This is a genomic window from Anabaena azotica FACHB-119, assembly GCF_014697625.1.
In the GTDB taxonomy this organism is placed as follows: domain Bacteria; phylum Cyanobacteriota; class Cyanobacteriia; order Cyanobacteriales; family Nostocaceae; genus Trichormus; species Trichormus azoticus_A.
In genome coordinates, this window is the sequence record NZ_JACJSG010000001.1 from 60,625 (window position 1) to 78,755 (window position 18,131).

17 protein-coding genes are annotated in these 18,131 nt (G+C 40.9%); 9 read left to right on the top strand and 8 right to left on the bottom strand.

Annotated elements, in window-relative coordinates; translation table 11 throughout:
* Positions 1-88: 88 nt before the first annotated feature.
* Positions 89-283: a type II toxin-antitoxin system VapB family antitoxin gene (locus H6G83_RS00265; protein ID WP_190465446.1), complete on the bottom strand. Its 195-nt coding sequence runs from the start codon at positions 281-283 to the stop codon at positions 89-91.
* 550 nt (positions 284-833) lie between these two features.
* Between H6G83_RS00265 and H6G83_RS00270 the strand changes: the two genes are divergently transcribed.
* A complete protein-coding gene (locus H6G83_RS00270; protein WP_242044355.1) occupies positions 834-1,712 on the top strand; it encodes a hypothetical protein in 879 nt (292 codons plus the stop codon).
* A gap of 295 nt (positions 1,713-2,007) precedes the next feature.
* Here H6G83_RS00270 and nadA read toward each other — a convergent pair whose 3' ends face one another.
* The 6 genes from nadA to H6G83_RS00300 form a co-directional block, all read right to left on the bottom strand.
* A complete protein-coding gene (gene nadA / locus H6G83_RS00275) occupies positions 2,008-2,982 on the bottom strand; it encodes a quinolinate synthase NadA (RefSeq protein WP_190465451.1) in 975 nt (324 codons plus the stop codon).
* Between the two features lie 853 nt (positions 2,983-3,835).
* Positions 3,836-4,783: an FTR1 family iron permease gene (locus H6G83_RS00280; RefSeq protein WP_190465453.1), complete on the bottom strand. Its 948-nt coding sequence runs from the start codon at positions 4,781-4,783 to the stop codon at positions 3,836-3,838.
* A gap of 104 nt (positions 4,784-4,887) precedes the next feature.
* Positions 4,888-5,322 (bottom strand): ferritin-like domain-containing protein, encoded by a 435-nt coding sequence (locus H6G83_RS00285; protein WP_190465454.1) that lies wholly within the window; start codon positions 5,320-5,322, stop codon positions 4,888-4,890.
* A 50-nt stretch (positions 5,323-5,372) separates the two neighbouring features.
* Positions 5,373-6,587, bottom strand: coding sequence for an RNA-guided endonuclease InsQ/TnpB family protein (locus H6G83_RS00290; protein WP_190465856.1), 1,215 nt, complete (start codon positions 6,585-6,587; stop codon positions 5,373-5,375).
* Between the two features lie 338 nt (positions 6,588-6,925).
* Positions 6,926-7,963, bottom strand: a complete 1,038-nt coding sequence (locus H6G83_RS00295; protein WP_190465456.1) for a helix-hairpin-helix domain-containing protein — start codon at positions 7,961-7,963, stop codon at positions 6,926-6,928.
* 377 nt (positions 7,964-8,340) lie between these two features.
* Positions 8,341-9,357, bottom strand: coding sequence for a multicopper oxidase domain-containing protein (locus H6G83_RS00300; RefSeq protein ID WP_190465458.1), 1,017 nt, complete (start codon positions 9,355-9,357; stop codon positions 8,341-8,343).
* A gap of 522 nt (positions 9,358-9,879) precedes the next feature.
* On the opposite strand from H6G83_RS00300, the gene H6G83_RS00305 reads away from it, so the two are divergent.
* The 8 genes from H6G83_RS00305 to H6G83_RS00340 all read left to right on the top strand — a co-directional run bounded on the left by H6G83_RS00305 (position 9,880) and on the right by H6G83_RS00340 (position 16,622).
* Positions 9,880-10,578: an energy-coupling factor ABC transporter permease gene (locus H6G83_RS00305; protein ID WP_190465859.1), complete on the top strand. Its 699-nt coding sequence runs from the start codon at positions 9,880-9,882 to the stop codon at positions 10,576-10,578.
* Positions 10,579-10,737: 159 nt separating this feature from the next.
* Positions 10,738-11,049 (top strand): energy-coupling factor ABC transporter substrate-binding protein, encoded by a 312-nt coding sequence (locus H6G83_RS00310; RefSeq protein WP_190465460.1) that lies wholly within the window; start codon positions 10,738-10,740, stop codon positions 11,047-11,049.
* Entirely contained in the window at positions 11,033-11,827 is a 795-nt protein-coding gene (cbiQ, locus tag H6G83_RS00315) for a cobalt ECF transporter T component CbiQ (RefSeq protein ID WP_190465462.1), read from the top strand. The genes H6G83_RS00310 and cbiQ overlap by 17 nt, the downstream gene beginning before the upstream one ends.
* A gap of 283 nt (positions 11,828-12,110) precedes the next feature.
* Positions 12,111-12,935: an energy-coupling factor ABC transporter ATP-binding protein gene (locus tag H6G83_RS00320; RefSeq protein ID WP_190465463.1), complete on the top strand. Its 825-nt coding sequence runs from the start codon at positions 12,111-12,113 to the stop codon at positions 12,933-12,935.
* A gap of 346 nt (positions 12,936-13,281) precedes the next feature.
* Positions 13,282-14,205 carry an energy-coupling factor ABC transporter permease gene (locus H6G83_RS00325; RefSeq protein ID WP_190465464.1) on the top strand — a complete coding sequence of 308 codons (924 nt, stop codon included), beginning with the start codon at positions 13,282-13,284 and terminating at the stop codon, positions 14,203-14,205.
* Entirely contained in the window at positions 14,198-14,848 is a 651-nt protein-coding gene (locus H6G83_RS00330) for an energy-coupling factor transporter transmembrane component T family protein (RefSeq protein ID WP_190465465.1), read from the top strand. Before H6G83_RS00325 ends, H6G83_RS00330 begins: the two co-directional genes overlap by 8 nt.
* A gap of 112 nt (positions 14,849-14,960) precedes the next feature.
* Positions 14,961-15,725 (top strand): energy-coupling factor ABC transporter ATP-binding protein, encoded by a 765-nt coding sequence (locus tag H6G83_RS00335; RefSeq protein ID WP_190465466.1) that lies wholly within the window; start codon positions 14,961-14,963, stop codon positions 15,723-15,725.
* A gap of 81 nt (positions 15,726-15,806) precedes the next feature.
* Positions 15,807-16,622, top strand: a complete 816-nt coding sequence (locus tag H6G83_RS00340) for a Cof-type HAD-IIB family hydrolase (protein ID WP_190465468.1) — start codon at positions 15,807-15,809, stop codon at positions 16,620-16,622.
* A gap of 400 nt (positions 16,623-17,022) precedes the next feature.
* Here the strand turns inward: H6G83_RS00340 and H6G83_RS00345 are convergent, their stop codons facing one another.
* Positions 17,023-17,889, bottom strand: coding sequence for a DALR anticodon-binding domain-containing protein (locus H6G83_RS00345; RefSeq protein ID WP_190465470.1), 867 nt, complete (start codon positions 17,887-17,889; stop codon positions 17,023-17,025).
* Between the last annotated feature and the right edge of the window lie 242 nt (positions 17,890-18,131).

Consider the following 18,131-nt stretch of genomic DNA (forward strand, 5'->3'; position numbering starts at 1 on the left):
ACTCCATCATTGTACTTGTGAACGCGATCGCTCTACCATTGAACTTAAATTTTATTTTAGATAATCCATACACTTGAATCGACAAGAATCATGGATTTGTTCGTAACTCCTCAAGGTTGTCGTCCCATTGAAGTTTACCTCTATATGCCTTAATTTTTTCTTGTTGTTTTAATTTAATCAGTGTCTTCAGTCCAAGTTCAATTACTTCTTGTTTATTCTGAAGACCCGTTACATTTATTGCCTCTTCTATTAGTTTTTCATTAATAGCTAAATTATCTTCCATACTAAATTACTTATGTGTATTATTTAATTTTAATATATGTCTAGCTTGTCAATTAAATTGATAGTTATTCTTAACTACCAGCAATCTAACTAAAAGCGTTTAAGCGAAGCCTGCCTGAGACATCGCCTATCCGCAGAACCATAAAAGCGATCGCCTAAATCTCAAGTTTCGCCTTCACAAGTAAAATGATGGAGTTACTAGGGCGATCGCCACACTTCTAAGTATAAATACAAAGAATTCTCATTAGTCATTAATTATTCTTCCCCAATCCCCAATCCCCAATCCCTGACAAATTAAGGAAAAATTGAACACCTTAAGTGTTGACCCGGATGTTGTTTATTTTTTGTTAAGTATGATTGTAATGCGGTAATCGTAGAGATTCCTAGTTATAAGTATAAGGAGTCTAGATTTTTAAGATTTCATGTGGCAACCACATCTTTTTACACGTAAAATCGAAGACAAGGTAAAGTTCAGTAGAACAACAGCCTAATATTTATTTATGATGCTTTTAAAAAAAACAGGGTTTAAAGCTATTATTACTAAATCTCCAATGGTAGATCGGATCAACGATATCGCTTGGCAAGCCCATCAGGGGAGCGTTGCCGCGATTATTCAAGTCTTAAACGACAAACTCACCAAATCCGGTGTGAGAATCAGGGCAGTTTTTGCTGATGGTGTCTTACAACTATTGTGTGAGGCGGCTAACGAGGAACAGCTTGAGCAGTCTAGCCTAGTGGAGCAAATCCACTTGATTCTGGAATCAATTGCACCGCGTAATATTCGCCGCATCAAGATTAATAGCCGCATTGTCCGAGAACAGCAGTTGCTTTGGTTAACAGAACTTGAGCGTGATGACCAATTACTCTGGACACAGGAAATTACCCTGGCTCAACCCAATGCCCTCAAGCGGCTAATCAAGGATATTCAAGAAGCAAAGGCTGAAATAGCACAAGCAAACTTACCGGACTTATCGCCACTGAATAACAAAGTTAAACAAAAGAAAGTCTCTAAGTTTAAATTGCGATCGGCATTTGCTTTATGCTTATTGCTATCGCTTGGTTGGATTTTTTATAGTCAGTTTGGCGAACTGAAAAACTTAGTACAAGACAATAAAAATTCTTTAGCTACAGCTAACACCAACGGTAAAGAACCAAAAGTCGTGAGCGATTCATTTAATAGTGGCGCTGCTAAGGATACTAATGATTCCTTTGCAGCAGCTGTGCGACTTGCTAATCAAGCCTCAGCCGCAGGTAAAGTGGCTAAAAACTCAACTCAATGGTTGGAATTGGCTGCTATGTGGCAACGTGCATCTGATTTAATGAATGCAGTATCACCTGATCACAGTCGTTATCAGGAAGCTAAAATCCGTACTCAGCTATATAAGAAATATAGTGAGGCGGCGCAAAAAGAAGCTGCTAAATCTCAATGATGAATGAGTAATTCAAGAATGTATAAGCTATCTCATGCAGAGGCGCAGAGAATGTTTAAATTTCTCAGTTGGGAAAGCAGCGTTGATATGAAAAATGGGGAAATAAACTTTCCCCATTTAAGTTGTAAAAAATAAAGCGATGAGAACATTGAGTAATACAGTTCAGATAAGCAGTTTTTCATTTAACTTGCATATCTAGGGCGGGCAAGATGCCCACCCCACAAGAGTTTAATTTATTTTCAATATGCAAATTAGATGTTTTATTGTTAGTCTGTTCCTTGTCCCCTACTATCAACTAATTACTCATTTCTAACATCCGTTGAATTGGTCGCAGAGCGGCGATGCGGATGTGTTCTGGCATGGTAATTTCAGGAGTACGGTTTTTCATCGCCCAGTAGAGTTTTTCTAAAGTATTTAACCGCATAAATGGACATTCGTTACAAGCACAGTTATTTATCGGTGGCGCAGGAATAAAATGCTTATGCGGTGCTAGTTTCTGCATTTGATGGATAATTCCTGGCTCGGTAGCCACGATAAATTCTTGGCTGGGGCTGGTTTGGCAATAATTGAGTAAGGCGGCTGTGGAGCCGATAAAACTGGCGTGGCGCAGAACGCTAGTTTCACATTCTGGGTGTGCGATCGCCTCTGCTTGCGGATGGGCAACTTTTAGTTGTACAATCTTCTTCTCGGAGAAGGTTTCATGCACCATGCAGCTACCTTGCCACAGCACTAAATCCCGTCCCGTCTGTTCCATGACGTACCGTCCCAAATTTCTGTCGGGAGCAAAAATAATCGGCTGTTCTTTAGGAATTTGCTGCACAATCTTCACGGCGTTGGAACTGGTGCAGATAATATCGCTCATCGCCTTAATTTCGGCAGAGCAGTTAATATAAGACACTACTAAATGATGGGGATGTGCGGCTTTAAATGCAGCAAATTCATCTGGTGGACAGCTATCAGCTAGGGAACAACCTGCTGTTAAATCTGGTAATAGTACTAATTTATGAGGATTGAGAATCTTCGCCGTCTCCGCCATGAAGTGAACGCCAGCAAAGACTATCACATCTGCATTCGTCTTCTGGGCGGCTCTAGCTAGCTGTAAGGAGTCGCCGATAAAGTCTGCAATATCTTGAATATCCGGTTCTTGATAATAATGCGCCAAAATAACCGCGTTGAGTTCTTTTTTCAAACTTTCAATAGCGGCAAATAAATCTAGTGGTAGTCCACCCGGTTGAGTCTGTTCGCGTTGAGCAAAAGCAGTGGTAAACACAGTTAGGTTACTTTTTATTACAAATTTTGTCTGGTGACTTAATTATAGTAGTTTTTACCAAAAATAGATGTGGATTCACACCCCTAAATAGTCAAGACTTACACACAAAAGTGAAATATTGACAGCTTAAGGCTTATCCCTTCATGTAGATACGAATATCACAGCGTCTAGGAAACAATTTTATAAAGGTCAAATGAACAAATATAGGAGTACAGGCATTTTGGTTATTTACACCCTTACTCGCTTTGTCTCAACTCATAAGCCTTAGACTTAGACAAGAAGTAGCCTGAAAATAGCTTCAAACGCATATAGAGAAGGACTTGGACATCGTTTTACCTAGTTTCTTGATTAGGACTACTGTAGGGTGCGTCAGCCCCAATAATTTCTTACATATTCAAGGATTGTCTATATCTGACGCACCCTACTATTGGCGTGGCAAGGCTAAAATGAGATTGGGAAAAAATTGAACGCAGATAAACGCAGATAAACGCAGATGAGTAGTAGGGACGCACAGATGTGCGTCCCTACGGATAATGGATGTGTTGCTAAGATTTTTTGAATTGGGGTAAGATTTTAGATTGTAGGCTAATCCACTATTTTAGTCTTGCCACGCTACTACAATTTAAGCTTTATTGATTAACCGGATTTGATATTTAATATTATCTATATAGGACTGACGCAATTGTCATAATCAAACTAACTTTAGGGTGCGTCAGCCCCAATAATTTCGTACAGATTCAAGGATTTTCCACATCTGACGCACCCTACCCCAAGTGCCAGCTGCGTAAGTCCTGCTATAAAGTCATAAGGTTAGTACTAAGGATTTCAGTTCTTAGTACTAACTTAATGAATTTTATTTTTGTGCAACTGATACATCTCTGGTAGATTTAACAGAACTGCCTGTTAAACTGCGGAAATATAAACCGCCTACAGTGAGTAAAAATATGACATATCCCACTGCTTCTACAAGATAAAGATGTTCTCTGTAACCAAATAAGGATTTGAGAACTACCCCTGGAAATTTTTCATCAGGTAATATTTGTTCTGCATTCCAAACAAGCGGCCCTAAAATGCAAGAGTGAATTTTAGTGAAGTGTTCGTAATAGAAACAAAGATTTTCTGAGGCGCGGCTGCTAAGAGCTAAATTCGCTGTAGCTTCATCAAAATGTTTGAGGGCGGAAACTACTAAGCCAGCAACAATTAAAACTAATAAAATGCCCATTACTTGGAAGAATTGGCGGATATTAATTTTAACGCCCAGCTTAAATAAAAGTACACCGATCGCAGCTGCACTAGCTAAACCTGCGATCGCTCCCAAGGCTGGTACTATTCCCTGTTGAAAGTTGGCTACAACAAACAATACAGTCTCAAAACCTTCGCGGACAACCGCCACTAAAATCAAACTAAAAACGCCCCAGCCTGCATAGGAATTTTGCGTTAGCGCCTCTGTAATTGCGCCTTCAACTTGGGATTTCATGACTTTGGCTTGTTTCGTCATCCAGATGAGCATCCAACTCAACATGGCGATCGCTAAAACACTAAACAGTCCTTCTAGCATCGGCTCGACTACAGAGGCGTATTGAGGATTAGCGGCTGTAACTGCTCTAATTATCCAATTGAACAGCACCCCAACCAGCGCACTAACGACAATACCAACGCCGACACCAGCATACACCCAAGAATTAAGGCGGGACTGCTTGGCTTTTTTGAGCAAAGCCAACACAATACCAACAACTAAGGCGGCTTCTACTCCTTCTCGGAGTGTAATAAAAAAAGTAGGTAGAGCAGTACTAAAGTCCATGATGTTTAGTCAATAGTCAACAGTCAACAGTCAACAGTCAACAGTCAATAGTCAACAGTCAACAGTTTTAGACTATGGACTATTGACTATGGACTATTGAATAATTAACTAAAATCTCTCAGCATTTTTTTCAATTCGAGATTGTGCATCTCTTCTTGTCCAATCATGCCACGAGCAAATTCTTCTAAGTAAATACTGGCATTAGTTACAGTATCTAACAAAGATTTATACATATCTAATGCCTTTCTTTCATGGTTCAAGCTTTCTTCTAGGATATCCTTGACTGAATGCTTGTAAGTTTCTTCCATTGGAGCAATTCTCAAAGTGGGATGTCCATCCAGTCCTGTGAGAATTTCGCCTACTTGTTGGGCGTGAAGTAGGGACTCACTAGCTTGTGCTTTGAAGAAAGCGACGATGGGAAGGCGATTAGGTCCAGTTACCATCAAGGAATAATGAGTGTAGCGTACTACCCCAGCCAATTCAAATTCCATGATGGCGTTGAGTATGTCGATGGTCTTATTGTGGTCAAGCTCTTGCATTAGTGTTGATTACAATTACGAATGGAGCGTCATGATTGACACTCCCCGAATTAGAAATTCGGGGATTCTTGCTTCACAGGGATTCCAACGAATTTACCCTCGGCAAGCATCTTGACCGTATGCCCTACGGCTGCAAGTCCCCTAATTAGAACTACCTGTGCGGCCGCCACATCTCTATCAGTGGTATAGCCGCAATTTGAACAAGCATGAGTACGTTCTGATAACTCTTTTTTACCTGTCTCGACACCACAGTTAGGACAAATCTGGCTGGTTTTACGGCTGTCTACTTTTTGGAAATAGACACCACGCTTAAAGCAGGCTTGCTCTAAGATATTGAAGAATTGACCCCATCCTGCATCTAAACAATGTTTGCCTAACATCCCACGGGATAGCCCGACTAGGTTTAAATCTTCAACAAATACCATTCCGGCATTGTTGCAGACTTGGTAAGACAGTTTCCTATGCCAGTCCTTACGACAATTAGCGACGTACTCATGCAATGAAGCTACCTTCTTCTGGGCTTTGTGCCAATTTTTTGAACCTAGTCGCTTTCTGGAAACACGCTGTTGCAGCAATTTAAGCTTGCGTTCAGCATCTCCAAAAAACCTTGGACGCTTGACGGTTAGCCCATTAGAAGTGGCAATAAAACTTGTTAACCCTACATCAATTCCCACGCCTTCCCCATGTGGTGTTGATGATGGTACAGACACATCCCATTGAACTGTTAGCATCACGTACCATCCAGAAACACGCTTGACCACACGGGCTTGCTTGACTACGCCACCATTAGGTATCTCCCTTGATTGTCGGAATTTAACCCATCCAATCACGGGCAAATTAACCATTCCTGGCTTCAGCCTTTCACCTTGCATCTGTGGGAACACAAAAGACCGCATCCGTCCCGATTTTTTGAATCGGGGGAAACCGTGATTTCTCTCCCACATAGCCACAAATGCGACTTCTAGACGCTTTAATGTTTGCTGCAATACTTGAGACTGTACTTTTTTAAGTTCGGGAAACTCTTTTTTGGCGGTAGTTAACGCTTTGCACTGACTGGCGTAGGTGGGGCGGGGTGTGTCGGCAGGAATGATGTATTCGTGCTTGAGTGAGCAAGTGTTAATCTGACAACTGCGCGATAAGTACCAATCCTTGCGTTCAGCTAAGGCATAGTTGTAGACAAGGCGATTAATTTCTAGCCAGTCTTCAAACGTCTGAGTCTGTGCATGGGTTGGCTTTAATTTAAATTCGTATGTCAGATTAAACAGTTGTCATCACCTCCTCTACTATTATAAATCGTATGTGCGCTTTATAAGTATTAAGGACAAATAAATTTGTCCTGTTCGCTTATATCCCCCGACTGAAGTACGCTTGCTTTACGCATCACGCCTCGTAAAAGGTTACAGGTGTTAAATGAGTAAATAATGTTCACTTTTAACTTTTATGGCAGGGGATAGGCAACAGGGTATAGGGAACAGGATGAAAACCCTTTTCTTTGAGGGTTTTATGATGACTCTATGTCCTCATCTATGTGGCAACTGCTATGACAACCTTACTCCCCATTTATTTTAAACTTGTGAGTTTCCGTCTCCAAGCGAGGAATAAGCTATTTTTGCGCTTGTGTACTTGATTTATCAATCACTTTTTGAGAGTTTGCTTCAATATCTTTGATGAGTTTGGTCACTTCTTGGGTGGTTTTAACTGGTGTGGCGGGAGGGATGACGGCTGGCCAGACTTTTTTGAGTTCAGTAAAACTGGTTTGTATGGCTTTGTGGGTTTCGGGGTTGGTTTGTGCTAATTGAGAAGAAATCCCTTGATAGAGTTTGTCGGCGTAGAAAACAAAGCCGCGAGAGTCCTGATATTCAATAGCAGCAGTAATTTTACCATCGGCGATCGCAGCGCCGTATTCGGAGTTAGCTGCATCTAACAAGCCGTTGACTACTTGCAAGACAAATGCGGGTTTGTTGCGTTGGGCTTCTGGTAAAGCGGCGATCGCACTATCAACTGATTGTACTGAAGCAGTAAAATTAGTTTTAACTTTGGCATCTTTTGGTTGAGATTTGACCAAATCTTGCAAACTCTCCAAAGTTGTTTTAAATTCCTTCACCTTGCGCTCATTTAACTGATCTTCCACATCAACATAAATCTCTTCCACCGGGTGTCCGATGTGGGGTTCTGCTTGTTTGGGCTGATTTTGCTCAAGTAGTTCTTGTGCTACTAAAAGATGTCCTTCCATCAAGCCCAGTTTTGTCATGTAATCAACATCTTTGGCTTCACCTGTTAACACCACCTCTTGCACAGTCACCATGTCTTTAATTTGGTCGAACTGTTCCTGAGTTACTACTTTCTTTGTCACTAAATCCTCTGGACTACCGTAAGGACGACCAGCTTGAATTTTATTTGATAACGCTGGGACACCTAACTTAGCTTCAAACTTATCCAATTGAGACAATATAGCACTGTTGATATTGATTTTTGCTTGATTACCATGTCCACTATGACTGACAGTTTCCGTCGTCTGAGTATTGGAGTTAGTAGTACCAGATTGTGAATTGTCTGCTGTTGGGGTTCCTCCGGTACAAGAACTTAGGGAAACTATAAAACAAGCAGCCACAGCCAAGCATATATATCGAGGTTTAAGCATTTTTCTGTCTCTAGGGAAGGGAAAGTTAGAAATTACTAGGTGTTTGAGCTATTGCTGAGAGTAAAGTTTGATATATTTTGGCAATAGATAATATGAATTTTTACCATAAATGACAGTTAATATCAACTATGGCGGAAGTTTTTAAGTGAAACTTAACGATATTTATCTTGCTAAATCTCTCACTAAAATCGGTTTAACTCCTTGTCTCTCAAAAAACACAGGTGACAGGTTACAGGTGACAGGTGACAGAAAATAGAGAATAGTTGTGTTTCTTGAGAGTTGTCAATCCGGCAGATTTCATAACTATGTATTCATGACAATCTCTTCTCAAAGATAAATGAGATTATTTATTATTTAATTGATATAATTAAAGGCTATCAAGTAGAAGAGTTTTGAGGATTATTGGCAACAACCTCAAATTGACCCATGCAGCCATTTTCAGCGATCGCATCTTGATGAGGATGGAACATATACTTACCCGGATAGCGAAACGCAAACTCTAGGATATGTCTTTCCGCAACTCCCATCGTCAAGACATCGGTTTTCTCACTGGCTTTCATACTCATGCCATATCTATATACATCAAAGAAGTTGGCGTGGAGGTGAAATGTTACAGCCGGATCAAATTCGATGATGTTAAGCACATACAACCGCACTAACTGATTTTGATAAATTTGGATCGGATTATCCATGTAGTGATGGGGTAATCCGTTGAAAGCGTAAAACTCATTCCGGTTATCATCGTTAATATCATAGCCAGCCATCACCAGCACGATCTCATCAGCCGGGGGACGGGGTGTCGGCGGATCGATGATAAACATTCCATATAAACCCTTGGCTATGTGACGAGTCACAGGTTCAATATGGCAGTGGTACAAATGAACACCGTAGGGTTCCGCGTCGAATTCGTAAATTGTGGCGCTACTGTTACTTACAGGACGTACTCCATCCATTTCAGCTGGATGTACACCATGAAAATGCAGCGAGTGGGAATGTCCAGCTTGGTTATGAAACAATACGCGGATGCGATCGCCTTGTTTTGCTCTTAGCGTCGGCCCCGGTATGCGACCATTAAGATCCCAGATGTTGTAAGATACAGCAGTATTCAGCTGAATAACCGAAGTACCCGCAGTTAGTTGAAACTCGCGAATAGTTCGCCCATTTTCCCTTTTTAGCGTCCCATAATCAAACTCTCTCAACATCCGCATGGGTTGAGCCACATCATTAGGTGCATCCATCACCATTTGCGGCACTTTCACAATAGACTTACTCTGTGAGTTCAACGTCTTCCACAGCACCGCCGCACCTGCTACGCCAGCACCACCTACACCCAGTTTCAGCAATTGGCGACGACTCAACAGTTCTTTCTTACCCAGCGAAAAATTCAGGGGCATGACATTCAACCAGCAATAAAGCAAAGTTGCAAATAATTTGCAACTACAGTTGTGTATATTATCGGAATCAATAATTATTGTCAATAATTTTCAAATATCTCTGAAGCTTGAATTTAGGGAATTTAGCCGCAAAAATTTCCTGAATACTGCTGTGAAAAATGAGTAACTTTCAGTACTTTTATTTATCAAAGCGTATTATATCTTAACTCCTCCCCTATGCTTCTTGACAAATTTTATATAAAACGCTCTCCTAAAACCTCAGCGTAAAAAAACATCAACCATTAGTGACACCGCAACAGTAGCCAAAAATTACTAAAGTTAGTAAGCTATAGCCTGAATCTTTAAATTTTAATTTTTAACTGTTTGTCAGGGCGTTAACCGATTTACACTGATACGTTAAATATATTTTGCGGAGTCTCAAAGGTGTCGAGAAAATTTCTCAAATTTAAACGCCTATCGCTCATTTTCATCGGAATTCTTAGCTTTTACGCAGTTGTGAGCGCATCCGCTCCTGCTTATGGAATGCACATTATGGAAGGCTACCTTCCAGTAGGTTGGGCGATTTTTTGGTGGATAGTAGCGTTACCGTTCATGGTTTTAGGATTGCGATCGCTCACTCGCATCACCAAAGCCAACCCCGAATTAAAATTACTGTTAGCATTGGCGGGGGCTTTCACTTTCGTATTATCCGCTTTAAAGATGCCTTCGGTAACAGGAAGTTGCGCTCACCCCACAGGTACAGGGTTAGGGGCTGTGTTGTTTGGGCCTTTGGCAATGTCGGTGCTGGGTAGTTTAGTCTTACTATTCCAGGCTTTGCTATTGGCGCATGGTGGCTTAACAACACTAGGGGCTAATGCTTTTTCAATGGCGATCGCTGGGCCTATTGCCGCTTACTGGATATATAATCTCACAATGCAGCTCACTGGTAAGCAAAAAATCGCCATCTTTCTAGCCGCCGCTTTAGCAGATTTACTTACATACATAATTACCTCTGTGCAACTCGCTTTAGCTTTTCCTGCACCTGTAGGTGGGTTTATTGCATCATTTGTCAAGTTCGCCGGCATTTTCGCCATCACCCAAATACCCTTAGCAATCAGTGAAGGATTATTGACAGTGCTGGTATGGAACTGGTTACAATCTTATACTCCTCAAGAATTGGAAATATTACAACTAATTAAGCCACTCAAAAGTGAACAGTTATCAGTAAACAGTGAACAGTAGACTCTTGCAACAGTGCAAAGTTAACTGTCAACTGATAACTGATAACTGTCAACTGATAACTGATAACTGATAACTGTCAACTGTCAACTGATAACTGTCAACTGATAACTGATAACTGATAACTGATAACTGATAACTGATAACTGATAACTGATAACTATGAATAAATCTAAAAAAGGCATAAGTAACTGGCTGTTGCTGGGAGGAGTGGTAATTCTCTCAGCTTTACCATTGGTAATTGCGCGTAATGCTGAATTTGCTGGTGCTGATGACAAAGCAGCCAAAGCTGTGACTGAGGTACAACCAGGATATAAACCTTGGTTTCAACCACTAATGCAAGTACCAAGCTGCGAAGTCCAAACCTTTTTGTTTGCTTCCCAGGCGGCTTTAGGTGCAGGGGTGCTAGGTTATTTAATTGGTTTATCTAAAGGTAGAACAGAACGGCGAAATCATCATGAAGATGCAGATTGATACGCTTGCTTATACAAATAAATTGCGACGATTAGCACCAGAGCAGAAATTGTTGTTTGCGATCGCTCTTTTAATTATCACAGCTTTTGCCCATCCCGTGGTGCAAATCCTCATCGCCGTTTGGGTGAGTATCTGGACAATTTTTTACGCAGGTATTCCCACAAAAATTTATCTGCAATTAATCTATATTGCCGGACTTTTTTGGTTAACTAGCGTCCCAGCTTTAGTAATTAATGCTGTAGCGTCTTCTGATGTAAGTTTAGTACAAAATGATGCGATATTTGGTATTAATATTGCCTCTTATTATTTATATATCAGCAATCATGGCATTGTGCAAGTATGGCAGATTTTTACGCGAGCGATCGCCTCTATTTCTTGCTTATATTTTGTCATGTTAACCATTCCCTTTACCGACTTACTGCAAACCTTCAGGCGCTTCGGCTTCCCTGCACTCATCACAGATTTGTTATTGCTGATGTATCGGTTTATTTTCGTCCTGCTAAATACAGCCTCAGAATTATGGACTGCCCAACAAGCTCGTAATGGCTACTCTACATTTAGCCTCAGCATGAAAAGTTTATCATTATTAGTAGGTCAATTGTTCCAACGCACTCTACAAAAATATCGGCAAGTTTCCTTAAGTTTAGAATCACGCGGCTTTAACGGAGAATTTCAAGTTTGGCATCCTGCCCGCTATCATGTATCCAAACGCTATGCTGTAGAAGCTATTATTGGATGTCTCATGTTAATAGAATTAGAATGGAATATATATTTTTAACAGTTAACAGTTATCAGTTAACAGTTATCAGTTATCAGTTAAATATGAAAGTGAAATACCATAACAATTGCTGGAAAGCTTAGGATGGCGCTTCTTTATCACCCACCATCCGCAGTCAGAACTGATAACTGATATAAGATAAAAATTTCTTACTAATATCAAAGTGAAAAATCAATCAATAACCTTTTAACTCTGTGCCTCTGTGAATCTGTGGTAAAAAATAAACCACGGAGACACAGAAAAGGAGAAACAATAATTTTATTTTCCCTCTATTTTATATAAAATGCAGCAATCATTACTCACATTTGAACAAATATACTATACATACCCAGGCGCAAAAAAATCTGCCTTAAATGGAATAACCCTACGCATTCCCCAAAATAAAAGATGTGCCTTAATCGGGAAAAATGGTTGTGGTAAAACTACTTTATTTTCCCTAGCTAATGGGTTATATAAACCCCAAAGAGGGATAGTATCTTGGCAAGATAAACCTCTGCAATATGACCGGAAATCCTTGATGAAGCTACGCCAAAAAGTTGGTTTAGTTTTCCAAGATCCAGAACAGCAGTTAGTAGCCTCTACCGTTGAAGAAGATATTTCCTATGGGTTGTGTAATTTCGGATTACCAATAGCAGAGATTCAACAACGAGTTTCCCAAGCCTTAGTAGAGTTTGAACTAACTGAATTAGCCGAAAGACCAGTACATCACTTAAGTTTAGGACAAAAAAAGCGCGTTTCTTTAGCTGATGTCATGGTTTTAAGACCAGAATTACTATTATTAGATGAACCAACAGCCTATTTAGATAGACCCCAAAGCCGTAACTTAATGGCACTTCTGAAAAAAATCCATGACTCTGGGACAACAATAGTTATGGCTAGTCATGACCTAGATTTAGTTTATTGTTGGGCAGACTGGATTTTTGTTATGGATGAAGGAAGACTCATTTTAGAAGGAACGCCCCAAGATGTCTTTTCGCAAAGAGATATTCTGAAAAATTTACAGTTGGGCTTACCGCTAATATATGAAATCCTGATAAATGAAGGATTAGCAACAGAAGGGACAAGTTTAGAAAGGTTCCGGCAAAAAATACTTAATATATTCTGTTAAGACGAATTATAAATTATTGACCCTTTATATTCCCCATAACCTAAAGATATAAACTTAATCTCAATTAGATATAAGTCCTGAGAGAGATGACATTGTTGTGTCCAGCAAAGAACTGTTTTGTTCACCATAGAAGCTCTGTTTAAAAATCAACTAAATAAAAATTAATATCTTGCTAAATAAGTAAAATATTTGCATATTTTTTTATTATCTTTCTTTCTAAATCAGGGTTTAAAATCCCCTAGAGGGGCATTGAAAACGAAAGAAAAATAGTGTTTTTTAGTAGTTTGATGCCTAAATTAAATTATTTTTAGTTGAGTAAAATAAAAAGTTAGTTACGGGGAAAATCATGCACATTCCTGATGGATTTGTGTCTGTGCCAGTGGCAGGCGCAACGGGTTTGGTAAGTTTGGCAGGACTATTATTTGCAAGTGCGCGATCGCAAGCAGCATTTGGTGTACGTCGCGCCCCCATACTCGGATTAACCACTGCATTTATTTTTGCTGCTCAAATGATTAACTTCCCAGTAGCAGGGGGAACCAGTGGACACTTGCTAGGCGGAACCTTAGCCGCGATCATGTTAGGTAGCCCTTGGGCAGGGATGTTGTGCATCGCCACAGTTTTAATTATCCAAGCCGTATTATTTGCCGACGGAGGGATCACCGCGTTAGGAGCCAATATTTTCAATATGGCATTTGTGGGAGTTTGGGTAGGTTGGATGTTAACCCAAACCTTGCAACGTTTATTTGGCGGTTCCAAAGGACGCTTACCCTTGGCTGCGGGGATCGCGGCTGGCGTAAGTGTAGTAGTCGCAGCCATAGCTTGCGCTATCGAGTTAGCCCTTTCAGGAACTGCACCCATAGGCATAGTTTTACCAGCTATGACAGGTATTCATATCTTGATTGGTGTAGGTGAAGGCTTAATTACAGGCGGTGTCCTGACTTACCTAGCCACAGCAAGACCAGATTTACTCCCTGGAGAACAACAAAAATTTCGCGGTTGGTTAGTACCAGTAGTTAGCATTGTGTTAGTGGCTGGTGTGCTATCACTTGTCGCCTCAGCCTGGCCAGACGGCTTAGAAAAAGTGGCAGAAAACGCAGGTTTTATCAAACTTGGTGAACAAGTGAGAATAGCTGTACCCACACCCTTAGCAGACTACGAAATTCCAGGTTTAGGGCCAATTGGTACAAGTATTGCTGGACTCGTAGGATCGGCGGTGTGCTTCGCTGTCGCCTTTGGAATTGCCCAAGTAGTGAGAACAAAGAATGCTTAAAATGGCTTTGCCCTTACGTTTGCATCTATCCCTAGTAATTGTTGTCGGGGCAGCTTTATTAAAGCACAACTCTTGGTATTGGTTGGCTGGGTATGGTGCGATCGCCTTAATTTGGGTAGCATTATTGCGCGTATCCTTACCCAAATTAGGAGGATTGATAGGTACAGAGTTAATCTTCCTCTCCCTCGTAGCCTTACCCTTGGGATGGGAAAAAGCGAGTTTTTTACTCGTTCGTTCTCTGGTGTGTTTAGTCGTCATGAATAGCTTTTTATTGACCTTACCACCCCACAGTTTCGGCATCGCCCTCAAAAGCTTACCAGTACCCGCCGCCTTAAAAGAAAACCTACTGCTAGCTGGACAATATTTAGAAATTTTACTAGCCGAAGTCACAAGGATGCAGCGCAGCGCCCAATTAAGAGGAATCAACGGTGCTGCTGGCTGGCTACGCTACGCCAGTGCAGCCATGATCGGCGCTTTGTACATCCGTACCCTAGAAAGAGCAGAACGAGTTAACGCCGCCATGATCATTCGCGGCTACAACGGAACATTACCCATCGATTCCACCTTCAGACTCAAAGAACGCTTCCTACTCATATTCGCCTGGGCGATCGCAACTTCTTTCACCCTAACTTCTTACCTATGAGTAATTGGTAATTGGTAATGGGTAATTGGTAATTAATCAACAGTCCATAGTCCATAATTCATCTCCCCATCTCCCCCAGTCAACTGTCAACTATCAACACAGAGTATTTACCTTGACATCCTTAACTTCCCAACCCCAACCCTCTAACTGTAATCCGCATACGGGTGTGATTGAGGTACAAAATTTAGTCTTCGCCTATCCTCGCCAAGAACCAGTCCTGCACCATCTTTCATTTACTTTAAATTCAGGCGATCGCGTGGCGTTGATGGGTGCAACTGGTTCTGGTAAAAGTACTTTATTAGAAAACCTCATTGGCTTAAAACAACCACAGTCAGGAAAAATCTGGGTTAATGGTATCCCATTAGAGCCTCAAACCCTTCCTCAAGTCCGGCGCTACATTGGCTTTGCTTTTCAAGATGCCAATGACCAGTTATTTATGCCGACAATCCTAGAGGATATCACCTTTGGGCCAAGGAATTACGGCGTACCACCCGCGATCGCTACAGACAAAGCAAGACAGTTACTCGCTGATTTCGGTCTAGAAGCCTACGCCAACCGTTCAGCACACGAACTTTCTGGAGGACAAAGAAGACTGGCTGCTTTAGCCGCTATCTTGGCATTAGAGCCGACAATTCTCATTTTAGATGAACCTACCACTGGTCTTGATCCAGCATGGCGGCGACACTTAGCTCAAGTTTTACTAAATTTACCAGTAGAAGTGATGTTAATAGCATCCCATGAATTAAACTGGTTGGGAAAAGTTACTCAACGTGCTTTAGTGTTATCAAGTGGACGCATTCAAATAGACAGCAATATTCAGCCCCTATTACAAAATGGAGACACACTAAACCAGTTGGGTTTGCCAATAGATTGGTAAATTGTTGACTGTTGACTGTTGACTGTTGACTATGAACTAGTCACCAATTACCAATTACCAATTACCAATTACCAATGACTAATGACTAAATTACTCGTACTAGATATAGACGGAACCATTTCTGGGGAGTCTAACACAATTAGCCAGCGTGTCAAAGAAGCGATCGCCGCCGTCCAAGCTAAAGGTATTCAAGTGGCGATCGCCACTGGGCGAATGTATCGTTCAGCGCTGCGCTTTCATCAGGAAATTAACTCTACCTTACCCTTAGCCGCTTATCAAGGTGCTTGGATTCAAGACCCAGCTAACCAAAAGATTTACCAGCATCTACCTTTAGCTAGAAAAACTGCCCAGCAATTATTAGATTACTTTGAACAACCACAGTGGCGATCGCTTCTTTCCATCCACTTCTATATAAATGATCAACTCTATGTGCGGGAAGTCACCAGAGAAACAGCAATTTACGCCCAACGTTCCGGTATTACACCCATCGCCGTCGGTGATTTACGCCAAACTTTAGATAACGAACCCACAAAAATTTTAGCCTTGTGCGACGACACAGAAGCCATCACCAACCTCTTAGGCACATTACGCAGTCAATACACACCTGCTGAACTGTATCTGACAACATCCGTTGCTACCTTTTTTGAAGCCACAAATCCCTTCGTCAACAAAGGTAATGCAGTGCGTTATCTAGCCGAAGAATTATTAGGAATCCAAAACACCGATGTCATGACCATTGGGGACAACTTCAACGATGTGGAAATGTTGGAATATGCTGGTATTGGTGTGGCTATGGGAAACGCCCCTGATGGCGTGCAAGCGATCGCCCAATGGGTAGCCCCCACCGTTGAAGAAGATGGCGCAGCTGTCGCGATGGAAAAATTCCTACTTTCCTAAATCTTATTTGTTAATTTTTATTAACTACAAAATTAATAATTCCTACGAGCCAATTTTTTACTTTTTGTAGAGTAAATTCTTTTGTAGAGAAAGGGATGTCAACAAATTTACCCAACAAAAACACCTAAAAATCAGAAAGACACCGACGACTGGCCGTGTTTCGTCTCGGTGTCCTTGCTGGTTCGCTCCTCACACACTTGAAAATATATACGACATTAGGTAATCCGTCAATACCTAGTTATAAAAGTTTTCATTGTCATTAGTCATTAGTCATTAGTCATTAGTCATTAGTCATTAGTCATTAGTCATTAGTCATTAGTCATTAGTCAATAGTCATCAGTCATTAGTCCCCCTTTCCCCTTTCCCCTTTCCCCCTTCCCCTTTCCCCCTTCCCCCTTCCCTAAAGCTCAAAAGGCGCAACGCTCCCCAGTTTTGTTACCAATAAAGACCTTAAGACTATCTGGGTAGCCAGCAATAATCTCAGTCTGGCTTGGGTTAGTTCGGGAAAGTTAGTTTTGACTTCACCCCAAATCTGACACTGACTCCAAAACTCTTCAAAAGCCTGACTTATATCTAGCCCTAGTTTTTCCCAATTCATCCCCTGATGATCATTGGGAAATATCAAGGTATCTACTGCTCCTATTAACTGAGAAATTAAATTTCTTTCGGCTGGGTGATTGACAATCAGTTGTTTTTCACTGTTCAACCAGGGTATTTCCATCGCTGAAACTAAACTTAACAGCGATCGCGATCGCCAATCCTCTGGTAACGGTTCGTTAAATTGAATTAATCCCTCACGTTGAGCTAACAATATTAGCGAGCAGCAACGTGCATGAGCATACTGTATAGCAAATAATCGAGCAGGGTTAACAATTTCAACGCCCTGGCTTTCCCCAATTTCCGCTAAACCGATAGATGTCAAATGTTGTAACCAAGTTGCTAACAAACCATCTGTTAACTCTAAATGAATCCATCCAGGTGCAACAATTCGCACAAACAAGTTTTCTTGACAGATAGCTGCTATGTGAGAAGTAATAATATCGGCTATCTCCATTGGATTTGAATTATGAGATTTTGACAGCCGCAGAGCTACCCCAGAAATATATAAAACTCGTTTAGCATCTCTACCTTTATATAGAGGATATTCTTCTATTATTATGCTTTGCTGTTGCTGATGATGGTTAAATCTATCCCAGGATGTTAGTAAATAACCATATATCAGCTCTTTGATAGCTGTATATTTACTTACTGCCAGATTGCAACACACTTGTTTTTTATGGGAGAATAAGTTTCATAAAACACCAGAGGGCTTGTCATCTGCCTTGCGGTAGAATATTATTTTGATCGGAGAAAAATGAGAATACCATAAAATTTGATAAATATTCGATGAATAATATGTAAACTTTACTACCATCATTGTACAGTAGGAAGTATAACAAAATAGTAGGGCGCAAATAGCTCTCTACTTTTTGGATGGCTGACGCTGTTAGGCGTTATGCCTACTTCAAA

Bases quoted from the DNA above. Each gene is read 5' to 3' on its own strand.
- H6G83_RS00300 (WP_190465458.1), bottom strand. From the start codon at position 9,357: ATGCCCCTGAATTTTTCGCTGGGTAAGAAAGAACTGTTGAGTCGTCGC.
- H6G83_RS00285 (WP_190465454.1), bottom strand. From the start codon at position 5,322: ATGCAAGAGCTTGACCACAATAAGACCATCGACATACTCAACGCCATC.
- H6G83_RS00340 (WP_190465468.1), top strand. From the start codon at position 15,807: ATGACTAAATTACTCGTACTAGATATAGACGGAACCATTTCTGGGGAG.
- H6G83_RS00295 (WP_190465456.1), bottom strand. From the start codon at position 7,963: ATGCTTAAACCTCGATATATATGCTTGGCTGTGGCTGCTTGTTTTATA.
- H6G83_RS00330 (WP_190465465.1), top strand. From the start codon at position 14,198: ATGCTTAAAATGGCTTTGCCCTTACGTTTGCATCTATCCCTAGTAATT.
- H6G83_RS00265 (WP_190465446.1), bottom strand. From the start codon at position 283: ATGGAAGATAATTTAGCTATTAATGAAAAACTAATAGAAGAGGCAATA.
- H6G83_RS00320 (WP_190465463.1), top strand. From the start codon at position 12,111: ATGCAGCAATCATTACTCACATTTGAACAAATATACTATACATACCCA.
- H6G83_RS00305 (WP_190465859.1), top strand. From the start codon at position 9,880: ATGCACATTATGGAAGGCTACCTTCCAGTAGGTTGGGCGATTTTTTGG.
- H6G83_RS00310 (WP_190465460.1), top strand. From the start codon at position 10,738: ATGAATAAATCTAAAAAAGGCATAAGTAACTGGCTGTTGCTGGGAGGA.
- cbiQ (WP_190465462.1), top strand. From the start codon at position 11,033: ATGAAGATGCAGATTGATACGCTTGCTTATACAAATAAATTGCGACGA.
- H6G83_RS00270 (WP_242044355.1), top strand. From the start codon at position 834: ATGGTAGATCGGATCAACGATATCGCTTGGCAAGCCCATCAGGGGAGC.
- H6G83_RS00280 (WP_190465453.1), bottom strand. From the start codon at position 4,783: ATGGACTTTAGTACTGCTCTACCTACTTTTTTTATTACACTCCGAGAA.
- H6G83_RS00325 (WP_190465464.1), top strand. From the start codon at position 13,282: ATGCACATTCCTGATGGATTTGTGTCTGTGCCAGTGGCAGGCGCAACG.